The 21,389-nt window shown below is 63.3% G+C and carries 19 protein-coding genes; 11 read left to right on the top strand and 8 right to left on the bottom strand.

All coding sequences use genetic code 11. From position 1 onward, the window contains the following. Positions 1-2 precede the first annotated feature (2 nt). Genes astB through KB890_RS04230 form a run of 4 tightly spaced genes read right to left on the bottom strand, consistent with a single transcriptional unit; the run spans position 3 to position 5,051 of the window. Complete coding sequence (gene astB, locus KB890_RS04215; protein WP_004179412.1) at positions 3-1,328, bottom strand: N-succinylarginine dihydrolase; 1,326 nt, start codon at positions 1,326-1,328, stop codon at positions 3-5. Continuing rightward, complete coding sequence (astD, locus tag KB890_RS04220) at positions 1,325-2,803, bottom strand: succinylglutamate-semialdehyde dehydrogenase (protein ID WP_004151922.1); 1,479 nt, start codon at positions 2,801-2,803, stop codon at positions 1,325-1,327. The genes astB and astD overlap by 4 nt, the downstream gene beginning before the upstream one ends. After that, positions 2,800-3,834: an arginine N-succinyltransferase gene (gene astA / locus KB890_RS04225; protein ID WP_004179410.1), complete on the bottom strand. Its 1,035-nt coding sequence runs from the start codon at positions 3,832-3,834 to the stop codon at positions 2,800-2,802. The genes astD and astA overlap by 4 nt, the downstream gene beginning before the upstream one ends. Continuing rightward, positions 3,831-5,051: a succinylornithine/acetylornithine transaminase gene (locus KB890_RS04230; RefSeq protein WP_002901489.1), complete on the bottom strand. Its 1,221-nt coding sequence runs from the start codon at positions 5,049-5,051 to the stop codon at positions 3,831-3,833. The genes astA and KB890_RS04230 overlap by 4 nt, the downstream gene beginning before the upstream one ends. Before the next feature lie 438 nt (positions 5,052-5,489). Here KB890_RS04230 and xthA point away from each other — a divergent pair, with 438 nt between their 5' ends. The 8 genes from xthA (at position 5,490) to KB890_RS04270 (ending at position 13,142) form a co-directional block, all read left to right on the top strand. Continuing rightward, positions 5,490-6,296 (top strand): exodeoxyribonuclease III, encoded by an 807-nt coding sequence (gene xthA / locus KB890_RS04235; protein ID WP_002901486.1) that lies wholly within the window; start codon positions 5,490-5,492, stop codon positions 6,294-6,296. A gap of 213 nt (positions 6,297-6,509) precedes the next feature. After that, positions 6,510-7,166: a TVP38/TMEM64 family protein gene (locus KB890_RS04240; RefSeq protein WP_004140389.1), complete on the top strand. Its 657-nt coding sequence runs from the start codon at positions 6,510-6,512 to the stop codon at positions 7,164-7,166. Further along, complete coding sequence (locus KB890_RS04245; RefSeq protein WP_004179407.1) at positions 7,153-7,863, top strand: TVP38/TMEM64 family protein; 711 nt, start codon at positions 7,153-7,155, stop codon at positions 7,861-7,863. Before KB890_RS04240 ends, KB890_RS04245 begins: the two co-directional genes overlap by 14 nt. Continuing rightward, complete coding sequence (locus tag KB890_RS04250; protein ID WP_004176519.1) at positions 7,860-8,420, top strand: carboxymuconolactone decarboxylase family protein; 561 nt, start codon at positions 7,860-7,862, stop codon at positions 8,418-8,420. Before KB890_RS04245 ends, KB890_RS04250 begins: the two co-directional genes overlap by 4 nt. 2 nt (positions 8,421-8,422) lie before the next feature. Further along, complete coding sequence (locus KB890_RS04255; RefSeq protein WP_020323770.1) at positions 8,423-9,601, top strand: ABC transporter substrate-binding protein; 1,179 nt, start codon at positions 8,423-8,425, stop codon at positions 9,599-9,601. Continuing rightward, complete coding sequence (locus tag KB890_RS04260; RefSeq protein WP_004179403.1) at positions 9,574-11,109, top strand: ABC transporter permease subunit; 1,536 nt, start codon at positions 9,574-9,576, stop codon at positions 11,107-11,109. Before KB890_RS04255 ends, KB890_RS04260 begins: the two co-directional genes overlap by 28 nt. Then, complete coding sequence (locus KB890_RS04265; protein WP_004176522.1) at positions 11,109-11,741, top strand: ATP-binding cassette domain-containing protein; 633 nt, start codon at positions 11,109-11,111, stop codon at positions 11,739-11,741. The genes KB890_RS04260 and KB890_RS04265 overlap by 1 nt, the downstream gene beginning before the upstream one ends. A 93-nt stretch (positions 11,742-11,834) precedes the next feature. Next, on the top strand, positions 11,835-13,142 hold the full coding sequence (locus tag KB890_RS04270) for a sulfurtransferase (protein WP_004179401.1): 1,308 nt from the start codon (positions 11,835-11,837) through the stop codon (positions 13,140-13,142). A gap of 51 nt (positions 13,143-13,193) precedes the next feature. On the opposite strand, the gene KB890_RS04275 is transcribed toward KB890_RS04270, so the two are convergent. Then, positions 13,194-13,817 (bottom strand): CDP-alcohol phosphatidyltransferase family protein, encoded by a 624-nt coding sequence (locus KB890_RS04275; protein WP_002901398.1) that lies wholly within the window; start codon positions 13,815-13,817, stop codon positions 13,194-13,196. 86 nt (positions 13,818-13,903) lie between these two features. On the opposite strand from KB890_RS04275, the gene KB890_RS04280 reads away from it, so the two are divergent. Together KB890_RS04280 and gdhA are read left to right on the top strand one after the other, a co-directional pair. Next, on the top strand, positions 13,904-14,314 hold the full coding sequence (locus KB890_RS04280; RefSeq protein ID WP_002901395.1) for a pyrimidine (deoxy)nucleoside triphosphate diphosphatase: 411 nt from the start codon (positions 13,904-13,906) through the stop codon (positions 14,312-14,314). Between the two features lie 182 nt (positions 14,315-14,496). Then, the gene (gdhA, locus tag KB890_RS04285; RefSeq protein ID WP_004176526.1) at positions 14,497-15,840 is read left to right on the top strand and encodes an NADP-specific glutamate dehydrogenase; all 1,344 of its coding nucleotides are present in this window, start codon (positions 14,497-14,499) and stop codon (positions 15,838-15,840) included. Positions 15,841-15,883: 43 nt separating this feature from the next. Here gdhA and KB890_RS04290 read toward each other — a convergent pair whose 3' ends face one another. From KB890_RS04290 to selD, 3 genes are all read right to left on the bottom strand, one after another. Next, positions 15,884-16,864: an NAD(P)H-quinone oxidoreductase gene (locus KB890_RS04290; protein WP_004179398.1), complete on the bottom strand. Its 981-nt coding sequence runs from the start codon at positions 16,862-16,864 to the stop codon at positions 15,884-15,886. 179 nt (positions 16,865-17,043) lie between these two features. Then, positions 17,044-18,990, bottom strand: a complete 1,947-nt coding sequence (locus tag KB890_RS04295; RefSeq protein WP_004148065.1) for a DNA topoisomerase III — start codon at positions 18,988-18,990, stop codon at positions 17,044-17,046. 4 nt (positions 18,991-18,994) lie between these two features. Then, complete coding sequence (gene selD / locus KB890_RS04300) at positions 18,995-20,038, bottom strand: selenide, water dikinase SelD (protein ID WP_004176528.1); 1,044 nt, start codon at positions 20,036-20,038, stop codon at positions 18,995-18,997. 225 nt (positions 20,039-20,263) lie between these two features. Between selD and phoC the strand changes: the two genes are divergently transcribed. Then, positions 20,264-21,010 (top strand): acid phosphatase PhoC, encoded by a 747-nt coding sequence (gene phoC / locus KB890_RS04305; protein ID WP_002901387.1) that lies wholly within the window; start codon positions 20,264-20,266, stop codon positions 21,008-21,010. The last annotated feature ends 379 nt before the right edge of the window (positions 21,011-21,389 follow it).

Below are 21,389 nucleotides of genomic sequence, written 5' to 3' on the forward strand. Positions count from 1 at the left end.
CCTTATTGCTGAAATGGATAAACCGAACCGAGCTGCAGGATCTGGGTCAACCGATCCAGCGCGTCGCGCCCTTCCCGCAGCAGCTGCGGGTCGGCGAGGTCGGCCTGGGTGAGACGATCGCGATAGTAGCGATCCACCCAGTCATTGAGGGTGGCAAACAGCGTATCGTTCATCAGGACGTGCGGATTGACCGCCTGATACTCCTCGGCCGTCAACACCACCCGCAGGCGCAGGCACGCCGGACCGCCGCCGTTGGCCATGCTCTCGCGCAGATCGAACACCCGCAGGTCGGCGATAGGGTTATCCCCGGCCAGCAGCTCATTGAGATATTCCCAGACGCCGGCATGCTCCTGCGCTTCCTGAGGCAGGATAAGCGCCATGCTGCCATCCGCCCGGCTCACCAGCTGGCTGTTGAACAGATAGGTGGCAACCGCCTCTGCCACCGAGACCCGGCTGGCGGGAACCACCAGCGGCGTAAAACCCGGCACCCGCTGCGCCAGCTGCTGGAGAAGCGCGGTCTGGTCGGCAAAGGCCTGCTCATGGCAGAACAGGACCTGACGGTTGCTCACCGCGATGACGTCGTTATGAAAAACCCCCGTGTCGATCGCCGCCGGATGCTGGCGGGCGAAGATCAGCTGGCGGGGATTGACCTGATTGAGGCGCGCTACCGCCTGGCTGGCCTCAAGGGTTTGCCGCGCCGGATAGCGACGCGGCGCCTCCTCGCTCCCCCGGCGGCGGCCATAGACAAAGAGCTGGACGCCGGGAGCGCCATACTCGCCGCCGAGACGATTATGGTTCGCCGCCCCTTCGTCGCCAAACCAGGCCGAGGCGGGCAGCGCCGGGTGGATAGCAAATCGCGTGCGGTCGGGGAAAATCGCCTGCAGCAGCGCCTCTGTGGTCGGTGCTTCGCTGGCGCGGTGGAATTTATCCTGCAGATTCGCCACCGTCAGATGCACCAGGCCATCCAGCGAATCGGCGGAGGGACACACCGTCGCCGCGTTCGCCACCCACATCGCCGAGGCCGAACTCACCGCCGACAGCAGATCCGGCTCCTGCTGCGCCACCCGGGCCACCACCTGCTCATCGCTGCCGCTAAAGCCCAGCTGGCGCAGAAGCGGCACGTTGGGACGCTCCTGCGGCGGGATCACCGCCTGCGGGTAGCCAGCGTCGGCGAGGGCTTTCATTTTTTTCAGCCCCTGCTTTGCCGCCAGCTGCGGGTTAGACACCCGATAGCGATGCCGGGTGGAAGCCTCATTGCCAAAGGAGAGTCCGGCGTAGTGATGGGTCAGCCCGGGCAGACCGTCAAAGTTGACTTCGCGGGCGGTCATGACGCCTCCCCGGCCAGAAAGTCGAGCCCCGGGCTCAGGCTGGCGGGCAGCGTCAGGGTCGGCGATTCAAGGCTGGCCATCGGCCAGGCGCAATAATCGGCGGCATACCAGGCCCCCGGACGATGGTTACCGGACGCCCCGGTGCCGCCGAACGGCGCGGTACTCGCCGCCCCGGTCAGCGGTTTGTTCCAGTTAACTATCCCTGCCCGCGCCTCGAGCAGCAGTCGATCGAACTTCTCCCGTTCCGGGGAGATTAACCCACAGGAGAGGCCGAAGCGGGTAGCGTTGGCTAAGGCAATCGCCTCCTCGAACGTGTCGTAGCGCCAGACCCCAAGCAGCGGGCCAAACACCTCTTCATCCTCGACATTGGCCACGTCGCTCATGTCGACAATCCCCGGCGTTAGCAGCGACGTCCCGGCCTGCAATAACCGCGGCTCCAGCAGGGTGACCGCGCCAGCGGCGACCCGCTGCAGCCAGGCCTGATGCACTTTCTGCGCGGCTTGTTCAGAGATAAGCCCGCCGAGAAACGGCTGCGGCTCGGCGTCCCACGCCGCCGGGATCAGCCGTTGGCTCACCGTCACCAGCCGGGAGAGGAAGGCATCGCCCGCCTCTCCGCGTCGGACCAGCAGACGCCGGGCGCAGGTGCAGCGCTGGCCAGCGGTAATAAAGGCGGACTGGATGGTCAGATGCACCGCGGCATCCACGTCCCGCGGATCGTCGACGATCAGCGGGTTATTGCCGCCCATCTCCAGCGCGAGGATCTTCTGCGGTTGCCCGGCCAGCTGGCGATGCAGATGAAAACCGGTGGTTGAGCTGCCGGTAAACAGCAGTCCGTCGATATCCGCCTGGCCGCTGAGCGCCTCGCCGGTTTCCCGACCGCCCTGCACCAGGTTGAGCACCCCGGCGGGCAGGCCGGCCTGCTGCCATAGTTTCACCACCGCTTCGCCGCTGCGCGGGGTGAGTTCGCTGGGTTTAAAGACCACGGTATTGCCCGCCAGCAGCGCCGGCACGATGTGCCCGTTCGGCAGATGGCCGGGAAAGTTATAGGGGCCAAACACCGCCAGTACGCCGTGCGGCCGGTGACGCAGCGTGGCGGCGCCGTCGGGCAGGTCGCTGTGCTGTTCGCCGGTGCGGACGTGGTAGGCCTTCACCGAGATCGCCACCTTGTTGATCATCGCCGTCACTTCCCCGGCCGCCTCCCAGCGCGGCTTTCCGGTCTCGGCGCCGATAACCGCCGTCAGCTCCGCTTTACTGGCTTCCAGCAGAGCGGCAAACTTTTCAACGATCGCCTGACGGGCGGCAAACGGCAGCCGCGCCCAGGACGGGAACGCCTGGCGGGCAGCCGCCACCGCCTCGGCAACCTGCCCGGCATCCGCCGCCTCGCCCTGCCAGACAACCTTCAGGTTAACCGGATCCTGTTTACTGAAACCTGGCCCACGGCCGGGCCGCCACTCGCCGTTAATCCACAGACTCATGCAGTTTTCTCCTCAGGGATCAGGCGCACCATGCGCACCTGGTCGCCAGCATGACACTTCAGCATATCCAGTTCGCGGGCGCTGAGGGTCAGCGTCTCGCCATCCGGATCGGCATGCACCAGCAGAGCGCGGAACTGGTGATACTGTTCATTCGCCACCAGGCACAGCGGCCAGTCACCGGGCGGGGTTTCGCCGGCCTCGGTGGTCACCAGACGGCTTTTGCGGATCGCCCGCACCCGGTCGATGTCGCACTCCAGAGTCGGGCCGCCGTCGAAAATATCGATGTAGTTCAGGTAGCGGAACCCCTCTTTCTCCAGCACCGTCCGGGCCGGGGCGGTCTGCGGATGAACCTTGCCGATCACCGCCTGTGCCTCAGGGGAAAGGAAATCGATATACAGCGGATGCTTGGGCATCAGGGCGGCAATGAAAGCCTTCTGTCCGGTGCCGCACAGGTAGTCGGCACGGGAAAACTCCATGGCGAAAAAGCGTTTGCCCAGGCTCTCCCAGAACGGCGAGTAGCCCTGCTCGTCAATCACCCCGCGCATCTCGGCGACCACCTTCTCATTGAAGCGCTCGCGAAAGGCGGCCATAAATAAGAAGCGTGATTTCGACAGCAGATAGCCATTGCCCTCTTTGCGCCACTGCGGGTCGAGGAACAGGGTACACAGCTCGCTGCTGCCGGTATGATCGTTGCTGAGAAACAGCGTCGGCAACGCCTGATAGACGTTGAGCTCCTTCGAGGCATGGACCTGGGTGCCGACCCGGTAGTTATACCAGGGATCGTTGAGCCCCACCGCCACCTCGATCGCGCAGATGCCCACCACCGCGCCGCTTTCGCTCTCCTCCAGCACAAAGACATAGCCCTGCTCGCTTTTCGGTAGCTCGCCGCGCCAGGTCTGCTGCGAGCGGGCGATCCGCGCTGCGAGGGTCGCTTCATCCACCGGCAGCGAGGTCAGCCCGCCGCCGGTCTCCGCTGCCAGCTTCAGCAGCCCGGGCAAATCGCCCGGCTCCACCGGTCGAATAACCATCATGATGAGACTCCTGCCACGAAACGCGCGCAGGCCCGCTCGACGCGATCCAGCCCGCTGTTCACCTCTTCTTCACTGACGTTCAGCGCCGGCGCGAAACGCACCACGTTGGCGCCGGCGATCAGAATCATCACCCCCTCTTCCGCCGCCAGGTTGCTGAGGGTTTTCGCCTTCCCGGCCCAGGCGTCGTTTAGCACGCAGCCGAGCAGCAGTCCCAGGCCGCGGATCTCCTTGAACAGGCCATAGCGGGCGTTAATTGCCTGCAGGCGTTCACAAAACCACTGATGGCGCTGTCTGACGCCGGAGAGCACTTCCGGGGTGTTGACGATCGACAGCAGTTCGCCGGCCACCGCCCCGGCCAGCGGGTTACCGCCGTAGGTGGTGCCGTGGGTGCCGACGGTCATCACGCTGGCGCAGGCCTCTGTCGCCAGCAGCGCGCCGATAGGGAAACCACCGCCCAGCGCTTTGGCGGTGGTCAGCACATCGGGCGTCACGCCGTAGTGCATATAGGCATACAGCTCGCCGGTGCGCCCGACCCCGGTCTGCACTTCATCGAAAATCAGCAGGGCGTTGTGCTGGTCGCAAAGCTGACGCAGGCCGCGTAAAAACTCGACGCTGGCCGGCACCACGCCCCCTTCGCCCTGCACCGGCTCGACGATCACCGCGCAGGTCTGGTCATTGATTAAGGCCTTTGCCGACTCGAGATCGTTAAATACGGCATGCTGGATCTGCGGCGGCAGCGGGGCGAAATCCCGGGAATAGGCCGGCTGACCGCCCGCCGAGACGGTGAACAGCGTCCGCCCGTGGAAAGCGTTCTGAAAGGCGACGATGCCACTTTTCTCGCTGCCAAAGCGATCGTGGGCATATTTACGCGCCAGCTTGAGCGCTGCCTCATTGGCCTCGGCGCCGGAATTACAGAAGAAGACCCGGTCGGCGAAGGTAGCATCGATAAGCATTTTGGCCAGACGCAGGATCGGCTCATTGGTGTAGCCGTTGCCGGTATGCCAGAACTTGCCGGCCTGGTCGGTCAGGGCTTGCACCAGACGCGGATGGGCATGCCCCAGCGCGTTCACGGCGATGCCGCCGGCAAAATCGATATACTCTTTGCCCTGCTGATCCCACAGCCGTGACCCGGCGCCCCGCACCGGAATAAACGCCGCTGGCGCGTAGACCGGCATCATCCATTCATCAAAGTGGTTACGCGTAATTGACTGAGACATATCGACCTCTTCCGGTAAATTAAAAGTAGCAATAATGTTAATAAATATGAGTTATTACGCTGTAAATGTAGATTGCACGGTTCGTGCCAGCCAGCGATAAAAATGCATAAATCGGATGAGATAACGCAGAATCAATGAGTTACAGCCGAACGCTATTCACTTAAAATGCATATTTAGTGAATAAGTATCCGACAAAGGGGGATAAACAGTGATTAAAGAAGATAAATTATGCAACGGTAAGATATAATTCTGTAATTGTGATCCTCTGCGAAATTTATCGTAGCTATTTGCCCTTTTTTGGCGCGGCATGCCCGCAAAAGGGGCACCCACGGCACGCTCATGCGCAGCGATTGGCAGAATGACGCATCCGGTGGCAGCCAGCCTGGCGAATTTCTGCTACCATCCCTGCACTATTCACCTTGCACAGTGGCAGCGACTATGAAATTCGTCTCTTTTAATATCAACGGCCTGCGTGCCCGCCCACACCAACTGGCCGCCATCGTCGAAAAACACCAGCCGGACGTGATTGGCCTGCAGGAAACCAAAGTTCACGACGACATGTTCCCTCTCGAAGAGGTCGCCAGGCTCGGCTATAACGTCTTTTATCACGGGCAGAAAGGCCATTATGGCGTCGCGCTGCTGACCAAAGAGACGCCGATTGCCGTCCGCCGCGGTTTCCCGGACGATGGCGAAGAGGCTCAGCGCCGCATCATTATGGCGGAGATCCCGTCGCCCTTCGGCAACGTCACAGTGATTAACGGCTATTTCCCGCAGGGTGAAAGCCGCGATCATGAAACCAAATTCCCGGCCAAAGCGGCGTTCTATCAGAATCTGCAGAACTATCTGGAGACCGAACTCAACAAAGAGAATCCGGTGCTGATCATGGGCGATATGAACATCAGTCCTACCGATCTGGACATCGGTATCGGTGAAGAGAACCGCAAACGCTGGCTGCGCACCGGCAAATGTTCCTTCCTGCCGGAAGAACGGGAATGGATGGACCGCCTGCTGGGCTGGGGCCTGGTGGATACCTGGCGTCAGGCTAACCCCGACAATCATGAGCATTTCTCGTGGTTTGATTACCGCTCCAAAGGCTTCGACGATAACCGTGGGCTGCGCATCGATCTGCTGCTGGCCAGCCAGCCTCTGGCGCAGCGCTGCGTGGAAACCGGGATCGATTACGAGATCCGCGGGATGGAAAAACCGTCCGACCACGCGCCGGTGTGGGCCACCTTCCGGCCATAATTCACGCCCTTCTCTCGCCTCCCGCTGTGCGGGGGGCAGAATTTCCTGAGCAAAATCAACAAAGCGACGGTAAACCATTGTGACGGTCGTCGGAACAGGATACTGTCGCGCGCACTTTTTGATGTCCACTGCGTCCAGACTGTACAGGAGCACCTCTCATGCAAAAGAAGCCGTCATCCGGCCATTGGTAAAGGGCTGGGACTTCTCGCGCTGGTGGCCACGCTGGCCGTTATCAGCCACCGCGTCGGTCTCCACGATCTGCTGACTCACCTGCATCTGCTTCAGGACACCCTCCGCCATCAGGGCGCCTGGGGATATCTGGTCTATGCTGCGCTGTTTATCATTGCCACCCTGTGTCTGATCCCCGGCAGCCTGCTGGTGATCGCCGGCGGGATGCTCTTCGGCCCGCTAACAGGCTCCTTGCTCTCGTTTGCCGCCGCCACCCTCGCCTCTTCGCTGTCGTTTTTAATCGCCCGCTGGCTTGGGCGCGATCTGCTGCAGCGCTATGTGGGCCATACCACCGTCTTTCAGGCGATTGAGCGCGGTATCGCCCGCAGCGGCTGCGATTTCCTGATCCTCACCCGCCTGGTGCCGCTCTTTCCCTACAACATTCAGAATTACGCCTACGGCCTGACGGCGATCCGCTTCTGGCCCTTTACCCTGATCTCGGCCGTGACCACCCTGCCGGGTCTGGTCATCTATTCGGTGATGGCCAGCGAACTGGCCCGCGAGGGGGTGACCCTCGCCTTCGCGCTCAAACTGAGCCTCGCCGGCGGGCTGCTGTTTGCCCTGGTGCAGATAGGTAAACGGTTTGCCCGCGCCCGTCGCGTGGCGGCGTGCAGTGAGGAGGTGCGCCATGACCCAACCTGATCGCCGTCACCTGCGCCGCGCCCGGCTGGCCCTTGCCGTCGTGGTCGCCGCCGCTCTGGCCGCCTGGCTGTGGTTCCCTGGCGGGCGTACCTTTCTGCAGCAGAGTCTGACGGCGTTAGCCTCCCTGGATCCTCAGCAGGTCAGAGGGTATATCGCCGCCTGGGGGCCGCAGGCCGCGCTGGTCTCATTTGCGCTGATGATCCTCCAGGCGATCGTCGCTCCGCTGCCGGCTTTCCTGATTACCCTGGCGAACGCCGCCCTGTTCGGCGCCTTCTGGGGCGGGGCGCTGTCGTGGTTCAGCGCCATGGCTGGGGCAGGGCTTTGCTTCTGCATCGCCAGAGCGCTGGGGCGCGAAGTGGTGGAGAAACTCACCGGCCGCGCGGTGCTGCGCAGTGCCGACGGCTATTTCACCCGCTTTGGCCCGCAGACGATCCTGGTCTGCCGCCTGCTGCCGTTTGTCCCGTTTGACCCGGTCAGCTATGCCGCCGGACTAACCTCGCTGCGCTTCTGGCCCTTTATGCTGGCCACCGGCGTGGGCCAGCTCCCGGCGACTATCGTTTATTCCTGGGCCGGGAGTCTGCTCACCGGGGGCACCTTCTGGCTGGTCACCGGGCTTTCGCTGCTTTTTGCCCTGGCGGTGGTCATCTCTATCGCCAAAAATATTTACCGTGAACGTCATAAGAGATCGTCGCCATGAGCTTACCCCCGCTGGATTCTGTCCCCCTGATCCTTCGTCCGCAGGCCTGGCTGCACCGCCGGCATTACGGCCAGGTGCTGAGCCCCATTCGCTGGTGGGGTCGGATCCCGTGGCTGTTTTACCTGGTTTCGCTGTTCGTGGGCTATATTGAACGCCGCCGCTCGCCGCTGGATCCGGTGCTGCGCTCGCTGGTCAGCGCCCGCATCGCCCAGCTGTGCCACTGCGAATTCTGTATCGATATCACCAGCATGACCCTCGCGGCGCGGAGCGGGAGCCAGGACAAGCTGCTGGCGGTCGCCGACTGGCGCAGCAGTACGCTGTTCAGCGAAAAAGAGCGCCTGGCGCTGGCCTATGCCGAAGCCGCCACCCAGACGCCGCCGGCGGTGGATGATGCCCTGCGTAGCGCGATGGCCGCGCATTTTGACGCCCGGGCGCTCACCGAGCTGACCGCCCTGATCGGCCTGCAAAATTTATCAGCGCGGTTCAATGCCGCGATGGCGATCCCGGCTCAGGGGTTGTGCCAGATACCCACCTCTTCCTCGCAGAATAAGGAGTAACGATGCGCCGTTTGCGTGATTACAGCCTCTGTCTGTGCCTGCTGCTGCTCTGGCCGCTGGCGGTTAATGCCGACGACAGCTGGCGGCAGATTCAGACGGAAGCCCGCGGACAGACCGTCTGGTTTAACGCCTGGGGCGGCGATCCGGCCGTCAATCGCTATCTGGCGTGGGTCAGCGAAGAGGTCAAACGCTATTACGCAATCGACCTGCGTATTGTGCCTGTCGCCGACGCCGCCGACGCAGTGAAACGCATCCAGACCGAGGCGCAGGCCGGTCGTCGCCAGGGCGGGTCAGTGGATCTGCTGTGGATCAACGGCGAAAACTTTCGCACGCTTAAACAGGCCAACCTGCTGCTCACCGGTTGGGCCGAATCGCTGCCCAACTGGCGCTATGTCGATCTGCAAAAGCCGGTACGGGAAGATTTTTCAGTCGCTACCGAGGGCGCGGAGTCGCCGTGGGGCAGCGCCCAGCTGACGTTTATCGCCCGCCGCGGACAAACGCCGCAGCCGCCCACCAGCCCGCAGGCGTTGCTGGCCTTCGCCAGAGCCCATCCGGGCAGCGTAACCTACCCGCGGCCGCCGGACTTCACCGGTACCGCCCTGCTGGAGCAACTGCTGATCGCGCTCACCGACCAGCCGGCCGCCCTGCGCCAGCCGCCGCAGCCGGCGACCTTTGCGGCGGTCACGGCCCCGCTGTGGCGCTATCTCGATGCGCTGCACCCGGCCCTGTGGCGGGCGGGCAAGGATTTCCCGGCGTCGCCGGCACGGATGGATACCATGCTCAACAATGGCACCCTCCGCTTATCACTCACGTTTAACCCGCTGCACGCCCGGCAGAAAGCCGCCAGCGGCGAATTACCGACGGACAGCTACAGCTTCGGCTTTACCGCGGGGACCCTCGGCAACGTCCATTTCGTTACCATCCCGGCTAACGCCCGCGCCGTCGCTGGAGCCAAAGTGGTGGTCAATTTCCTGCTCTCGCCTGAAGCGCAGCTGCGCAAGGCCGATGCCGCCGTCTGGGGCGATCCGAGCGTACTGGACCCGCAGCGTCTGCCTGACGGCCAGCGTCAGGCGCTGGCGGCAGCCCTGCCGCAGAATCTACCGCCGGTGCTTGCCGAGCCGCACGCGGCATGGGTTGACGCGCTGGAGCAGGAATGGCTGCGCCGCTACGGTACCCACTGATCCTGCTGGCCTGGGGGACGATGGCGGCGATCTATCTGCCGTTGCTCCCCGCCGCCGGGGAACTGGTGGGCGCTGCGCGCTCCCCGGCCCACTGGAGGGCGCTGTTCGCCGACCCGCAGCTGGGCCAGGCGCTGGCCGCCACGCTCGTCTCGACGCTGTTGTCCGTCGGCGGCGCGCTGCTGATCGCCCTGACCATCGTCGCCGCCCTCTGGCCTTCGGCCCGCTGGCGGCGGCTGGCTTCCCGTCTGCCGCTGCTGCTGGCGGTGCCCCATCTCGCCCTGGCGACGGCGGCGCTGCTGCTGTTCGCCGAAGGGGGCTGGCTCTGGCAGCAGTTGCCGTTTCTGACGCCGCCGGTTGACCGGTACGGCATCGGGCTTGGCCTGACGATGGCCCTGAAAGAGAGCGCCTTTGTACTGTGGGTGATCTATGGCCTGCTGGGAGAGAAACGCCTCGCCGACCAGGCGACCGCCCTGAAGAGCCTCGGCTACGGCCGCTGGCAGTGCCTGCGTTGGCTGGTGCTGCCCGCCCTGCTGCCCGCCCTCGGCATGGTGCTGCTGGCCACCACCGCCTGGAGCCTGTCGGCGGTAGACGTCGCCCTGGTGCTGGGGCCCGGCAATCCGCCCACCCTCGCCGTGCTGGCGTGGCAATGGTTAAGCCAGGGCGATGAGCTGCAGCAGGCCAAAGGGGCGCTGGCCAGCCTGCTGCTGATGGCGAGCCTCGGCGGGCTGGCGCTAGTCGCCTGGAGCGGATGGCGGCTACAGCGCCAGTACCAGCCCGATCTGCACGGTGTTCGTCACCCGCATCCTCATGCCCTGCCCGGCCGCCTGCTGGCGGCGCTGCTGCCGCTGAGCGGTCTGCTGGGCGCGCTATTGCTGGCGGGGCTGGCGCGCTCGGCGCCGCCGCAGATGGATGCCCTCGGCAACAGCCTTGGGCTGGCGCTGGCGGCCTGCGCCCTCGGCGCGGCTGTCTGCCTGCTGTGGCTGGCCTGCGGCCCGGCGCGAGGCGATGGCTGGGTCTGGCTACCGCTGGTCCTGCCGGCCCTGCCGCTGGCCGACGGCCAGTACCGGTTGGCGCTGTATGCCTGGCTTGACGGTGACTGGTGGACCGTCCTGTGGGGCCATCTGCTGTGGGTGGTGCCCTGGATGCTGTTTATTTTGCGCCCGGCCTGGCGCCAGCGCGATCCGCGGCTGACGGTTGTCGCCCGCACGCTCGGCTGGGGATCCACGCGTATTTTCTGGTTGCTGACCCTGCCTTCGCTAACTCGCCCACTGCTGACCGCCCTGGCGGTGGGCTTCTCAGTGAGCATCGCGCAGTATCTGCCAACGCTATGGCTGGGGGCTGGCCGAATTCCGACGCTCACCAGCCAGGCGGTGGCGCTCAGCAGCGGCGGCGAGGCGCAGACGCTCGCCGCTCAGGCGCTGTGGCAATTACTGCTGCCGGCGGTATGCTTTACCCTGACGGCTCTGCTGGCCTGGCTGGCAGGCCGCTATCGACGAGGACTTCGCTAGTGCTAACCGTAAACCATCTGACCCTGAGCGTGAGACGCCAGCCGCTGCTGCGGGAGGTCGCCTTTTCGGTAGCCCCGGGGGAGGTGCTGACGCTGATGGGCCCCTCCGGTAGCGGGAAATCAACGCTGTTTGCCTGGATGATTGGCGCCCTGTCCGGCGATTTTCGCGCCCGAGGCGAGCTGTGGCTCAACGAACGGCGTTGCGATACGCTGCCGACAGAGCATCGGCGCATCGGCATTCTGTTTCAGGACCCGTTACTGTTCGACCATTTCAGCGTCGGGCAAAATTTACAGCTGGCGCTGCCGGAGAACGTGCGCGGCGAGGCGCGAAAAACCGCGGTGGAGGAAGCGCTTAGCCGCGCCGGGCTGGCGGGCTTCGCCCCGCGCGATCCGGCCACGCTCTCCGGCGGGCAGCGGGCGCGGGTGAGCCTGCTGCGCGCCCTGCTGGCGCGCCCCGAGGCGCTGCTGCTTGATGAGCCCTTCAGCCGCCTGGATGCCAGCCTGCGCGCCGGGTTCCGCCGCTGGGTCTTTGAAGAACTGGCCCGCCAGGCCATTCCGGCGATCCTGGTGACCCACGATCGCGAGGACTGCCCGCCGACGGGGCGCTGCCTGGCGATGGAGCGCTGGCAATGAAGGACAATAGCGTGCAAACCTGCGTTACCGCAAAGAAATCGGCGCCTGGCGAGTGGAGAATACGCCCTCCACTTTTTACCGTCGGGCATTTCGATGAAACGTGTTTCTCAATTGACCGCACTCGCCCTGCTCATGGGGCTTGCTGCTTCCACTACCTGCGCCGCTGAAACCATGCCAGCGCTCACTCTCTCCCACCTGCAACAGCAGCACGGCGTGGCCATCGACACCCGGCTGAGCGCTTATTACAACGGCTGGCCGCAGCGCGCCAACGGCCCGGAAGGCCATGAGCCGCAGGCCCTCAATCTTTCCGCCCGCTGGCTCGGCGCCATGAGCGACGATCAGCTCCGCGCCTGGGCTAAGCAGCACCAGCTCCAGTCCGATACCCCCATCGCGCTGTACGGCAGCCCGGAGGATAACGTCAGCGTCGCGGCGCGGCTGAAACAAACGGGTTTCACCCGGCTCAGCACCCTGAGCGATGCGCTGAGCCAGACCGACCGTCTGCAAAAGCTGCCGCACTTTGAACAGCTGGTCTACCCCCAGTGGCTGCACGACCTACAGCAAGGGAAAGCGGTCGCCGCCGCCCCGGCAGGCGACTGGAAAGTGTTTGAAGCCGCCTGGGGAGCGCCGAAGCTCTATCTGCTGAGCCATATCCCTGGCGCGGGCTATATCGATACCAATGAGGTGGAGAGCGAACCGCTGTGGAATAAAGTGTCCGACGCGCAGCTGAAGGCGATGCTGGCGAAGCACGGCATCCGGCATGACACCACGGTGATCCTCTATGGTCGCGACGTCTACGCCGCAACGCGGGTGGCGCAGATCATGCTGTACGCCGGGGTCAAAGACGTGCGCCTGCTTGACGGCGGCTGGCAGACCTGGTCCGACGCCGGGCTGCCGGTAGAGCGCGGTATGCCGCCGGCGCAGCAGCCGGCGCCTGATTTCGGCGCGCCGATCCCCGGCCAGCCGCAGCTGATGCTGGATACCGAACAAGCCCGCGGGCTGCTGCATCGTCAGGACGCCTCGCTGGTCAGCGTCCGCTCGTGGCCGGAGTTTATCGGCACCACCAGCGGCTACAGCTATATCAAGCCGAAGGGCGACATCGCTGGCGCCCGCTGGGGCCACGCCGGGAGCGACTCCACGCACATGGAGGATTTCCATAACCCGGACGGCACCATGCGCAGCGCTGACGATATCGCTACCCTGTGGCGCCAGTGGAACATTCTGCCAAGCCAGCAAGTGGCGTTCTATTGCGGGACCGGCTGGCGGGCCTCGGAAACCTTTATGTATGCCCGCGCCATGGGCTGGCCGCACGTCGCGGTGTACGACGGCGGCTGGTACGAATGGAGCAGCAACCCGCACAATCCGGTGGCCCGCGGAGAGCGCGGCCCGGAAAGCAGTCAGTAACTCGCCCCGCCTCAGCGCGTCGCCCTTTGTCGGCGACGCGCGATACCCCGTTTACGCTGTGGTCGTTACCCGCTTTAAGGTCTGGTAGCCACTGCAGATGCGCGTCGCCGTCGTCAGCCAGCACAGCGCGCCAAACAGCCACGCCAGCCAGGCGAAATGCGCCGGAAACAGGCAGCCGAGGACAAACAACAGGATGGTCTCCGTCCCCTCCGTCAGTCCCCCGAGATAGTACAGCGATTTATGGGCGTAGCCGGGATTGGCGATCTGGTGCCTGGCCGCCAGGGCGGCAAAAGCGAGAAAGCTGCTGCCGGTGCCGATAAAGGCAAACAGCAGCCAGCCGCCCGCCAGGGCATTGTTCAGCGGATCCGCCAGAATAAAGCCGAACGGCACCAGGGCGTAAAAGAGAAAATCCAGCGCAATATCGAGAAAGCCGCCCGCGTCCGTGAGCCCGCGCCGCCGCGCCAGAGCGCCGTCCAGGCCATCCAGCAGGCGGTTAAGGAGAATGGCCGCCAGCGCCGCGCCATACCACCCCAGCGCCAGAAAGGGCAGAGCCAGCACGCCGATGGCAAAACCAACCAGCGTCAGCCCGTCCGGTGAGATGCCGGGGCGGTCAAGGGCGCCGGCGACAGCGTTAAGCAGGGGTTTAAGGCGCGGATGCAGGTGGCTATCAAGCACGAAGGTCTCCAGCAGGGTTGGCGGTTGTCAGTTACGGTCTATGGCGGTGATAATAGGCCATATTCGTCTTATTAACCTTGATGCTTATGCTAAAAATGATTGATGTTGTCGCCGCCATTATTGAACAGGATGGCCAGATTCTGCTGGCGCAGCGTCCGCCCCACGCCGACCAGCCGGGGATGTGGGAGTTCGCCGGCGGCAAAGTGGAGCCGGGTGAAAGCCAGCCGCAGGCGCTGGTCCGCGAACTGCAGGAGGAGATGGGCATCATCGCCCGCCCGGCTTGCTATATCGCTAGCCATCAGCGGGAGGTCTCCGGCCGCCGGATCCATCTGCACGCCTGGTGGGTGCCGCACTTTCAGGGCACGCCGCTGGCCCACTATCACACTCAGCTGCGCTGGTGCCTTCCCACAGAAGCGCTGGCCCTCGATCTCGCCCCGGCCGATATTCCTCTGCTGCACGCCTTTATCGCCCAGCGCCCCACCCTTTCCGTCCGCTGATCCGCCCGCCGCCTCGTCATCGCTTTTAGTTATGACGAGCGGGCAATTATAAATTTTGTTGTCGGCTCAATTTTTCCTTGCTTGCCTAAGGATTAGCGGTGTTATAGTCGGAAAATCGGTTTTTTCAAGGACCGAATCATAATAAATACATGCAACCACAACCATAAGGGGAACTGATATCTATGGATCAGACGTGCACTCTGGAAGGCTTTCTCACCCGCGTTCAACAGCGCGATCCTCATCAAACCGAATTTGCTCAAGCCGTCCGGGAGGTGATGACCACCCTGTGGCCTTTCCTTGAGGAAAATCCGCGCTATCGTCAGCTTGCTTTGCTGGAACGTCTGGTGGAACCGGAGCGCGTGATCCAGTTCCGCGTGGTGTGGGTGGACGACCGCAATCAGGTCCAGGTCAACCGCGCGTGGCGCGTGCAGTTCAACTCGGCCATCGGCCCGTATAAAGGCGGGATGCGTTTTCACCCGTCGGTTAACCTGTCGATTCTCAAATTCCTTGGCTTCGAGCAGACCTTCAAAAACGCCCTGACCACTCTGCCGATGGGCGGCGGGAAAGGCGGCAGCGATTTCGATCCTAAAGGCAAGAGCGATGGCGAAGTGATGCGTTTCTGCCAGGCGCTGATGACCGAACTCTATCGCCACCTTGGCCCGGATACCGACGTACCGGCGGGCGATATCGGCGTCGGCGGTCGCGAAGTCGGCTTTATGGCCGGAATGATGCGCAAGCTCTCCAACAACAGCGCCTGCGTCTTCACCGGTAAAGGACTCTCCTTTGGCGGCAGCTTGATCCGTCCGGAAGCCACTGGTTACGGCCTGATCTACTTCACCGAAGCGATGCTCAAACGTCACGGCCTCGGCTTCGAAGGCGCTCGCGTGGCGGTTTCCGGCTCCGGCAACGTCGCGCAATACGCCATTGAGAAAGCGATGGAGCTTGGCGCGCGGGTGGTGACGGCCTCCGACTCCAACGGCACCGTCGTTGACGAAGCGGGCTTCACCAAAGAAAAACTGGCCCGCCTGATCGACATTAAAGAGCGTGCCCACGGCCGCGTGGCCGATTACGCCCGCGAATTTGGCCTCACCTATCTTGAAGGCCAGCAGCCGTGGTCAGTGCCGGTGGATATTGCCCTGCCTTGCGCGACCCAGAACGAACTGGACGTCGATGCCGCCCGCCAGCTGATTGCCAATGGCGTCAAGGCCGTGGCGGAAGGCGCCAACATGCCGACCACCATCGCCGCAACCGACTTGTTCCTGGAAGCTGGCGTGCTGTTTGCCCCGGGCAAAGCGGCCAACGCCGGCGGCGTGGCGACTTCCGGTCTGGAGATGGCGCAGAACGCCGCGCGCATGGGCTGGAAAGCGGAAAAAGTGGATGCCCGTCTGCATCACATCATGCTGGATATCCACCACGCTTGCGTGCAGTACGGCGGCGAAGCGAAGCAGACCAACTACGTGCGCGGCGCGAATATCGCCGGTTTCGTGAAGGTTGCAGATGCCATGCTGGCCCAGGGCGTGATTTAACCTCCCCTAACTCCATCCCGGCGGCAGCCCGCCGGGATGCGTCTCACGACGTCATCGTGATCACAACTTTCCCCAGATGCTGACCACTGTCCAGACAGGCATGGGCCTCGGCAATCTCCGCCATCGGGTAGCTGGCGTAGATCATCGGCTTGCATTTCCCTGCCTCAAGCAGCGGCCAGACGTGGCGGCGCAGCGCCTCGGCAATCTGCTGTTTCTCCGCCGCCGTCCGGCCGCGCATGGTCGAGCCGGTGACGGTGGCTCGCTTGAGCATCAGAGTCTGAATATCAACCTCATGAGCGATTCGCCCGCCCATAAAGCCGATGATGACCAGTCGTCCATCCTTTTTCAGTAGCCCAAGGTTGCGGTTAAAGTAAGGGCCGCCAACAATATCCAGAATGACGTCCACCCCTTCATCGTTGGTCAGCTGGCCGATTTTCTCGGCAAAATCATCGGTTTTGTAGTTAATCGCCGTAGCATAGGGACGTAGCGCAGCAATTTTTTCGTCCTGGCCGACGGTGGCATAGACGGTCATCCCCAGCGCGTGGCACAGCAGGACCGCGGTGGTGCCAATCCCGCTGGCGCCGCCGTGGACCAGAATGCTTTCGCCAGGCTGCAGCTTACCCAGCTGGAAGACGTTCGCCCAGACGGTGAAGAAGGTTTCCGGAATGGCGGCCGCTTCGCTAAAGCTGAGGCCCGCCGGGATCGGCAACGTCTGGCCTGCCGGCACGGCGCAGTATTCGGCATAGCCGCCGCCGTTGGTCAGCGCGCAAACGCGATCGCCGGGCGTAAACGCTGTGACCTGCGCGCCGACCTTAACAACCACGCCCGCCACCTCGAGGCCGGGCACGGGGGTGACGCCCTCAGGCATGGGATACAGACCCTGGCGCTGCAGAATATCCGGCCGGTTGACGCCCGCCGCCTTCACCTCAATGAGCACCTCATGCTCCCCGATGGTGGGGATCTCCCCTTCGCGGATCTGCAATACCTCCGGGCCGCCCGGTTGGCTGATAGCAATATATTTCACGGGTCCTCCTTATCGCCTGTGAGAGAAATGGGGCATCGGCATCAGGAAAAGCGCAGCGGGCATCCCCTGCTCAGGGGCCCCGCGTCCAGGCTCTTCCCGGCTGTTTAGTGTAGACCATTGGCCTGACTGGCGGAGAAGCGGTGGCCGTGGGGTAACGCATCCTCGCGACCACCGGCGGGTTACTGCGGCGGCGGCGCGGTATCGTCTGCCGCTTTTTTGCCTTTCGGCTTCCCTTTACCTTTGCTGAACGACTTCTTCGCCCCGCCCGGCGCCACCAGGCCGCGGAACTGACGCACCGGCGTGCTGCGCGCCTGATCGATCAGTTGATACAGCGTCCCCACCAGCGGCTGCATAAAGTCCTGATAGCGGCACTGTTTCTCGCTGATCTGCGTCAACACCGACTCCCAGTGGGCGGTCATGTCCGGTCGCCCGGCCATCTCCGGCAGGGAATGAATGAGCGCCCTGCCGGCCTCCGAAGAGTGGATATAGCGCCCCTTTTTGCTCAGGAAACCACGCTTGAACAGCAGCTCGATAATCCCTGCGCGGGTCGCTTCCGTGCCGAGGCCGTCGGTGGCGCGGAGGATCTTCTTCAGATCTTTATCCTGCACGAAGCGGGCAATCCCGGTCATCGCCGACAGCAGCGTGGCGTCGGTAAAGTGGCGCGGCGGCTGGGTCTGACGCTCCACCACCTCGCCCCTCTCGCACAGCAGTTCATCGCCTTTGGCCACCACCGGCAGCGGCGTGCCGTCGTTCTCTTCATCGCGCTCTTTGCTGCCAAGCAGCGTCCGCCAGCCCGCCTCGGCCAGAAAACGCGCCTTGGCGACAAACTTGCCGTTGGCGATCTCAAGATCAATCTGGCATTTGCGGAACACTGCGTCAGGGCAGAACTGCATCAGATACTGGCGGGCGATCAGGGTGTACACCTTCGCTTCGTTATCGGTGAGCTTCACCTGGCTGCTGCGGGCGGTTGGGATAATCGCATGGTGCGCGTCGACCTTTTTATCATCCCAGCAGCGGTTGCGGATCTCCGGATCCACTACGGGCTGCGGCAGCAGGTCCGCCGCATGGACGGCAATCGCATTCAACACCGCATGGCGGCCAGCGAAGTGCTCTTCCGGCAGATAGCGGCTGTCCGAACGCGGATAGGTGATGAGTTTGTGGGTTTCGTACAGCTTCTGGCAGATATCCAGCACGTTCTGCGCGCTGAAGCCGAAACGTTTGGCCGCCTCAATCTGCAGCGCCGACAGCGAGAACGGCAGCGGCGCGGGTTCGGAATCGCGCTTATCGTTATAGCCGGTCACGATTGCCGGCTGGCCTTCGATGCGCTTAACCACATGCTCGGCCAGCGGACGATGCAGCAGGCGCCCTTCTTCATCCTGGTAAGGTTCGCAGGCTTCGCTCGGCACCCAGGTGGCGACAAAACGCTCCTCCTGCGGCGTGACGATATGCGCCTTCACGTCGAAGAAATCTTTGGCGACGAAATTTTCAATCTCTTCATCGCGACGGACCACCAGGCCAAGTACCGGGGTCTGCACCCGCCCCACCGAGAGCACCCCCTGATAGCCGGCGTTGCGCCCCAGCAGGGTGTAGGCGCGGGTCATATTGATGCCGTACAGCCAGTCGGCGCGGGCCCGCGCCAGCGCCGACACGCAGAGCGGCACGAACTCGCTGTTGGCGCGCAGACGGTTGATCGCCCGCTCCACCGCCTGCGGGTTGAGATCGTTAATCAGACAGCGCTGCACCTGCTGACGCTTCTCCGGCGCCAGCTGCAGGTAGTCGAGTACTTCGTCCACCAGCAGCTGCCCTTCTCTGTCCGGGTCGCCGGCGTGGATAACCTCCTCGGCGTCGCCGAGCAGGCGCTTGATGACATTCAGCTGTTTGGTGACCGAGGGCTTTGGCTGCAGCTGCCATTTCTCCGGCACAATCGGCAGATCGTTGAGATTCCACCGGGCATAGCGGCTGTCGTAGATGTCCGGCTGCGCCTGCTCCAGCAGGTGGCCGATACACCAGGTGACCACCTGCCCGTTGCCGCACTCAATATAGCCATCGCCTTTGCGGTGCGGTTTAGGCAACACATCGGCGATAGCCCGACCGAGACTCGGTTTTTCTGCAATAAACAACCGCATCGAATCAACGGATCTCGATCATGGGTCGCCCGCCGCGGGCGGTCACCAGCTCGCCGATGGCGGCCAGCTTAATGCCGAACTCCGCCGCGGCGGCCTGAACTTCCGCCTCCGCCTCCGGGGTCACCGCCAGCAGCAGACCGCCGGAGGTCTGCGGATCGCACAGCAGATCCCGCCACTCCGTCGGCATCTCGCCCATGAGATGGCCGTAGCTGGCAAAGTTGCGCCCGGTGCCGCCCGGCACCGCGCCGGCGGCGATATAGTCCTCCACCCCCGGCAGTTTCGGGATATCGGCATAGCGCAGCTGCGCCTGCACGCCGGCCCCGCGGCACACCTCGCTGAGGTGGCCGAGCAGGCCAAAGCCGGTGACGTCGGTCATCGCCTTCACCCCGTCGATGGCGGCAAACGCGGCGCCGGCGAGGTTCATCTGGCACATGGTCTCCGTCGCTAACCCTTGATGCTCTGGCTTGAGCAGCGATTTTTTCTCTGCAGTGGTCAGTACGCCGATCCCCAGCGGTTTGGTGAGATACAGTTTGCAACCCGCCTGGGCGGTGCTGTTTTTCTTGATGCGCTCGGTGGGCACCACGCCGGTGACCGCCAGACCGAAGATCGGCTCCGGGGCGTCAATGGAGTGGCCGCCCGCCAGCGCGATCCCCGCCTGCTGGCAGGCAAAGCGCCCGCCCTCCACCACTTCGCGAGCGATTTCCGGCGCCAGGGTGTTGATCGGCCAGCCGAGGATGGCAATCGCCATAATCGGTTTCCCGCCCATAGCGAAAATATCGCTGATGGCGTTGGTGGCGGCGATGCGGCCAAAGTCGAACGGGTTATCGACAATCGGCATAAAGAAATCGGTGGTGCTGACGATCGAGGTGCCATTACCGAGATCGTAAACGGCGGCATCATCGCTGGTTTCGTTGCCGACAAGCAGGTTTGGATCGACAAACTTCGCCTGCTCGCTATGCAGGATAGTTTCCAGCACTTTCGGGGAAATTTTACAACCACAACCGGCTCCGTGGCTGTATTGCGTTAAACGAATGGCTTGCTCGCTCATGGACATCTCCTGTCATTGCAATCCCGCTATGTTAGCGCCCAAACGCCAGGGTGGTAAGTACGACAGTCTGAAATCGCGTATGGTTGCTCATTAAGCAGACAAAAAGCCGTTTTTGCGAGACGCGACAATTTTTTCCCGACCATTTTCACTTTTACTTAAAGATGACAGAAATGTGACAGCACAGGACTGTCTTCTCTGGAATGATTATGACGTAAGGAAATTCTAATGAAAAAGCGTGTTCTTGCCCTTTGCCTGGCCAGTTTCTTCTCCGTTAACGCCTTTGCTCTGGTTCCCCCCGGGAACGATGTCACCACCAAGCCCGATCTCTACTATCTGACCAATGCCCAGGCCATCGACAGCCTGGCGCTGTTGCCACCACCGCCGGCGGTGGGCAGTATCGCATTTTTAAACGATCAGGCGATGTATGAGCAAGGACGTCTGCTGCGCAATACCGAGCGCGGGAAGCTGGCGGCAGAGGATGCCAACCTCAGCGCGGGCGGCGTAGCCAACGCCTTCTCCAGCGCCTTTGGTTCGCCGATCACCGAGAAAGACGCGCCGCAGCTTCACAAACTGCTGACCAATATGATTGAAGACGCCGGCGACCTGGCGACCCGCAGCGCGAAAGAGAAATACATGCGCATTCGCCCGTTTGCGTTCTATGGCGTCTCCACCTGCAACACCACCGAACAGGACAAGCTGGCGAAAAACGGCTCTTACCCGTCCGGGCATACCTCTATCGGCTGGGCCACCGCCCTGGTGCTGGCGGAGATCAACCCGCAGCGGCAAAACGAAATTTTGAAGCGCGGCTATGAGCTCGGCGAGAGCCGGGTGATCTGCGGCTATCACTGGCAGAGCGATGTCGATGCGGCGCGCATCGTCGGCTCCGCGGTGGTCGCTACGCTGCACACCAACCCGGCCTTCCAGCAGCAGTTGCAGAAAGCCAAAGATGAATTCGCGAAAAGGCAGAAGTAACGTCATCGCCGTTGCATTCCCGGATGCGGCGCCTGGCGCGCTTTGTCCGGGCTACAAAAACCGCGATTGATTCGAATGGTAGGGGTTGTAGGCCGGGTAAGGCGCGAGCCGCCACCCGGCATAGATGCGGCTCCGAGCCTGCTGCCATCGCCCGGCGGCGCTGCGCTTGCGCGGCCAGCCGGACGGTTCCCTCTCCCTCCGGGAGAGGGCCAGGGTGAGGGGAAGCACTGCAGTGTGGTTGTTTATGTTATCTGTGGCTTCAGCGTAGTTTGCGCTCCCGGTTAATCGTCTGCGTTATGTCGCTCATGGCGCCGGGAGCGCACAGGGGGCGGCCAGTCGCCGCCGCCCCCTGTACCCCCGGGCTCCGGCCAGCAAAATC

The organism is Klebsiella sp. P1954, from assembly GCF_018199955.1.
GTDB lineage: Bacteria > Pseudomonadota > Gammaproteobacteria > Enterobacterales > Enterobacteriaceae > Klebsiella > Klebsiella pneumoniae.

Coding starts and splice junctions, on each gene's coding strand:
- astB (WP_004179412.1), bottom strand. CDS start 1,328: ATGACCGCCCGCGAAGTCAACTTTGACGGTCTGCCCGGGCTGACCCAT.
- astD (WP_004151922.1), bottom strand. CDS start 2,803: ATGAGTCTGTGGATTAACGGCGAGTGGCGGCCCGGCCGTGGGCCAGGT.
- astA (WP_004179410.1), bottom strand. CDS start 3,834: ATGATGGTTATTCGACCGGTGGAGCCGGGCGATTTGCCCGGGCTGCTG.
- KB890_RS04230 (WP_002901489.1), bottom strand. CDS start 5,051: ATGTCTCAGTCAATTACGCGTAACCACTTTGATGAATGGATGATGCCG.
- xthA (WP_002901486.1), top strand. CDS start 5,490: ATGAAATTCGTCTCTTTTAATATCAACGGCCTGCGTGCCCGCCCACAC.
- KB890_RS04245 (WP_004179407.1), top strand. CDS start 7,153: ATGACCCAACCTGATCGCCGTCACCTGCGCCGCGCCCGGCTGGCCCTT.
- KB890_RS04250 (WP_004176519.1), top strand. CDS start 7,860: ATGAGCTTACCCCCGCTGGATTCTGTCCCCCTGATCCTTCGTCCGCAG.
- KB890_RS04255 (WP_020323770.1), top strand. CDS start 8,423: ATGCGCCGTTTGCGTGATTACAGCCTCTGTCTGTGCCTGCTGCTGCTC.
- KB890_RS04260 (WP_004179403.1), top strand. CDS start 9,574: ATGGCTGCGCCGCTACGGTACCCACTGATCCTGCTGGCCTGGGGGACG.
- KB890_RS04270 (WP_004179401.1), top strand. CDS start 11,835: ATGAAACGTGTTTCTCAATTGACCGCACTCGCCCTGCTCATGGGGCTT.
- KB890_RS04280 (WP_002901395.1), top strand. CDS start 13,904: ATGCTAAAAATGATTGATGTTGTCGCCGCCATTATTGAACAGGATGGC.
- gdhA (WP_004176526.1), top strand. CDS start 14,497: ATGGATCAGACGTGCACTCTGGAAGGCTTTCTCACCCGCGTTCAACAG.
- KB890_RS04295 (WP_004148065.1), bottom strand. CDS start 18,990: ATGCGGTTGTTTATTGCAGAAAAACCGAGTCTCGGTCGGGCTATCGCC.
- selD (WP_004176528.1), bottom strand. CDS start 20,038: ATGAGCGAGCAAGCCATTCGTTTAACGCAATACAGCCACGGAGCCGGT.
- phoC (WP_002901387.1), top strand. CDS start 20,264: ATGAAAAAGCGTGTTCTTGCCCTTTGCCTGGCCAGTTTCTTCTCCGTT.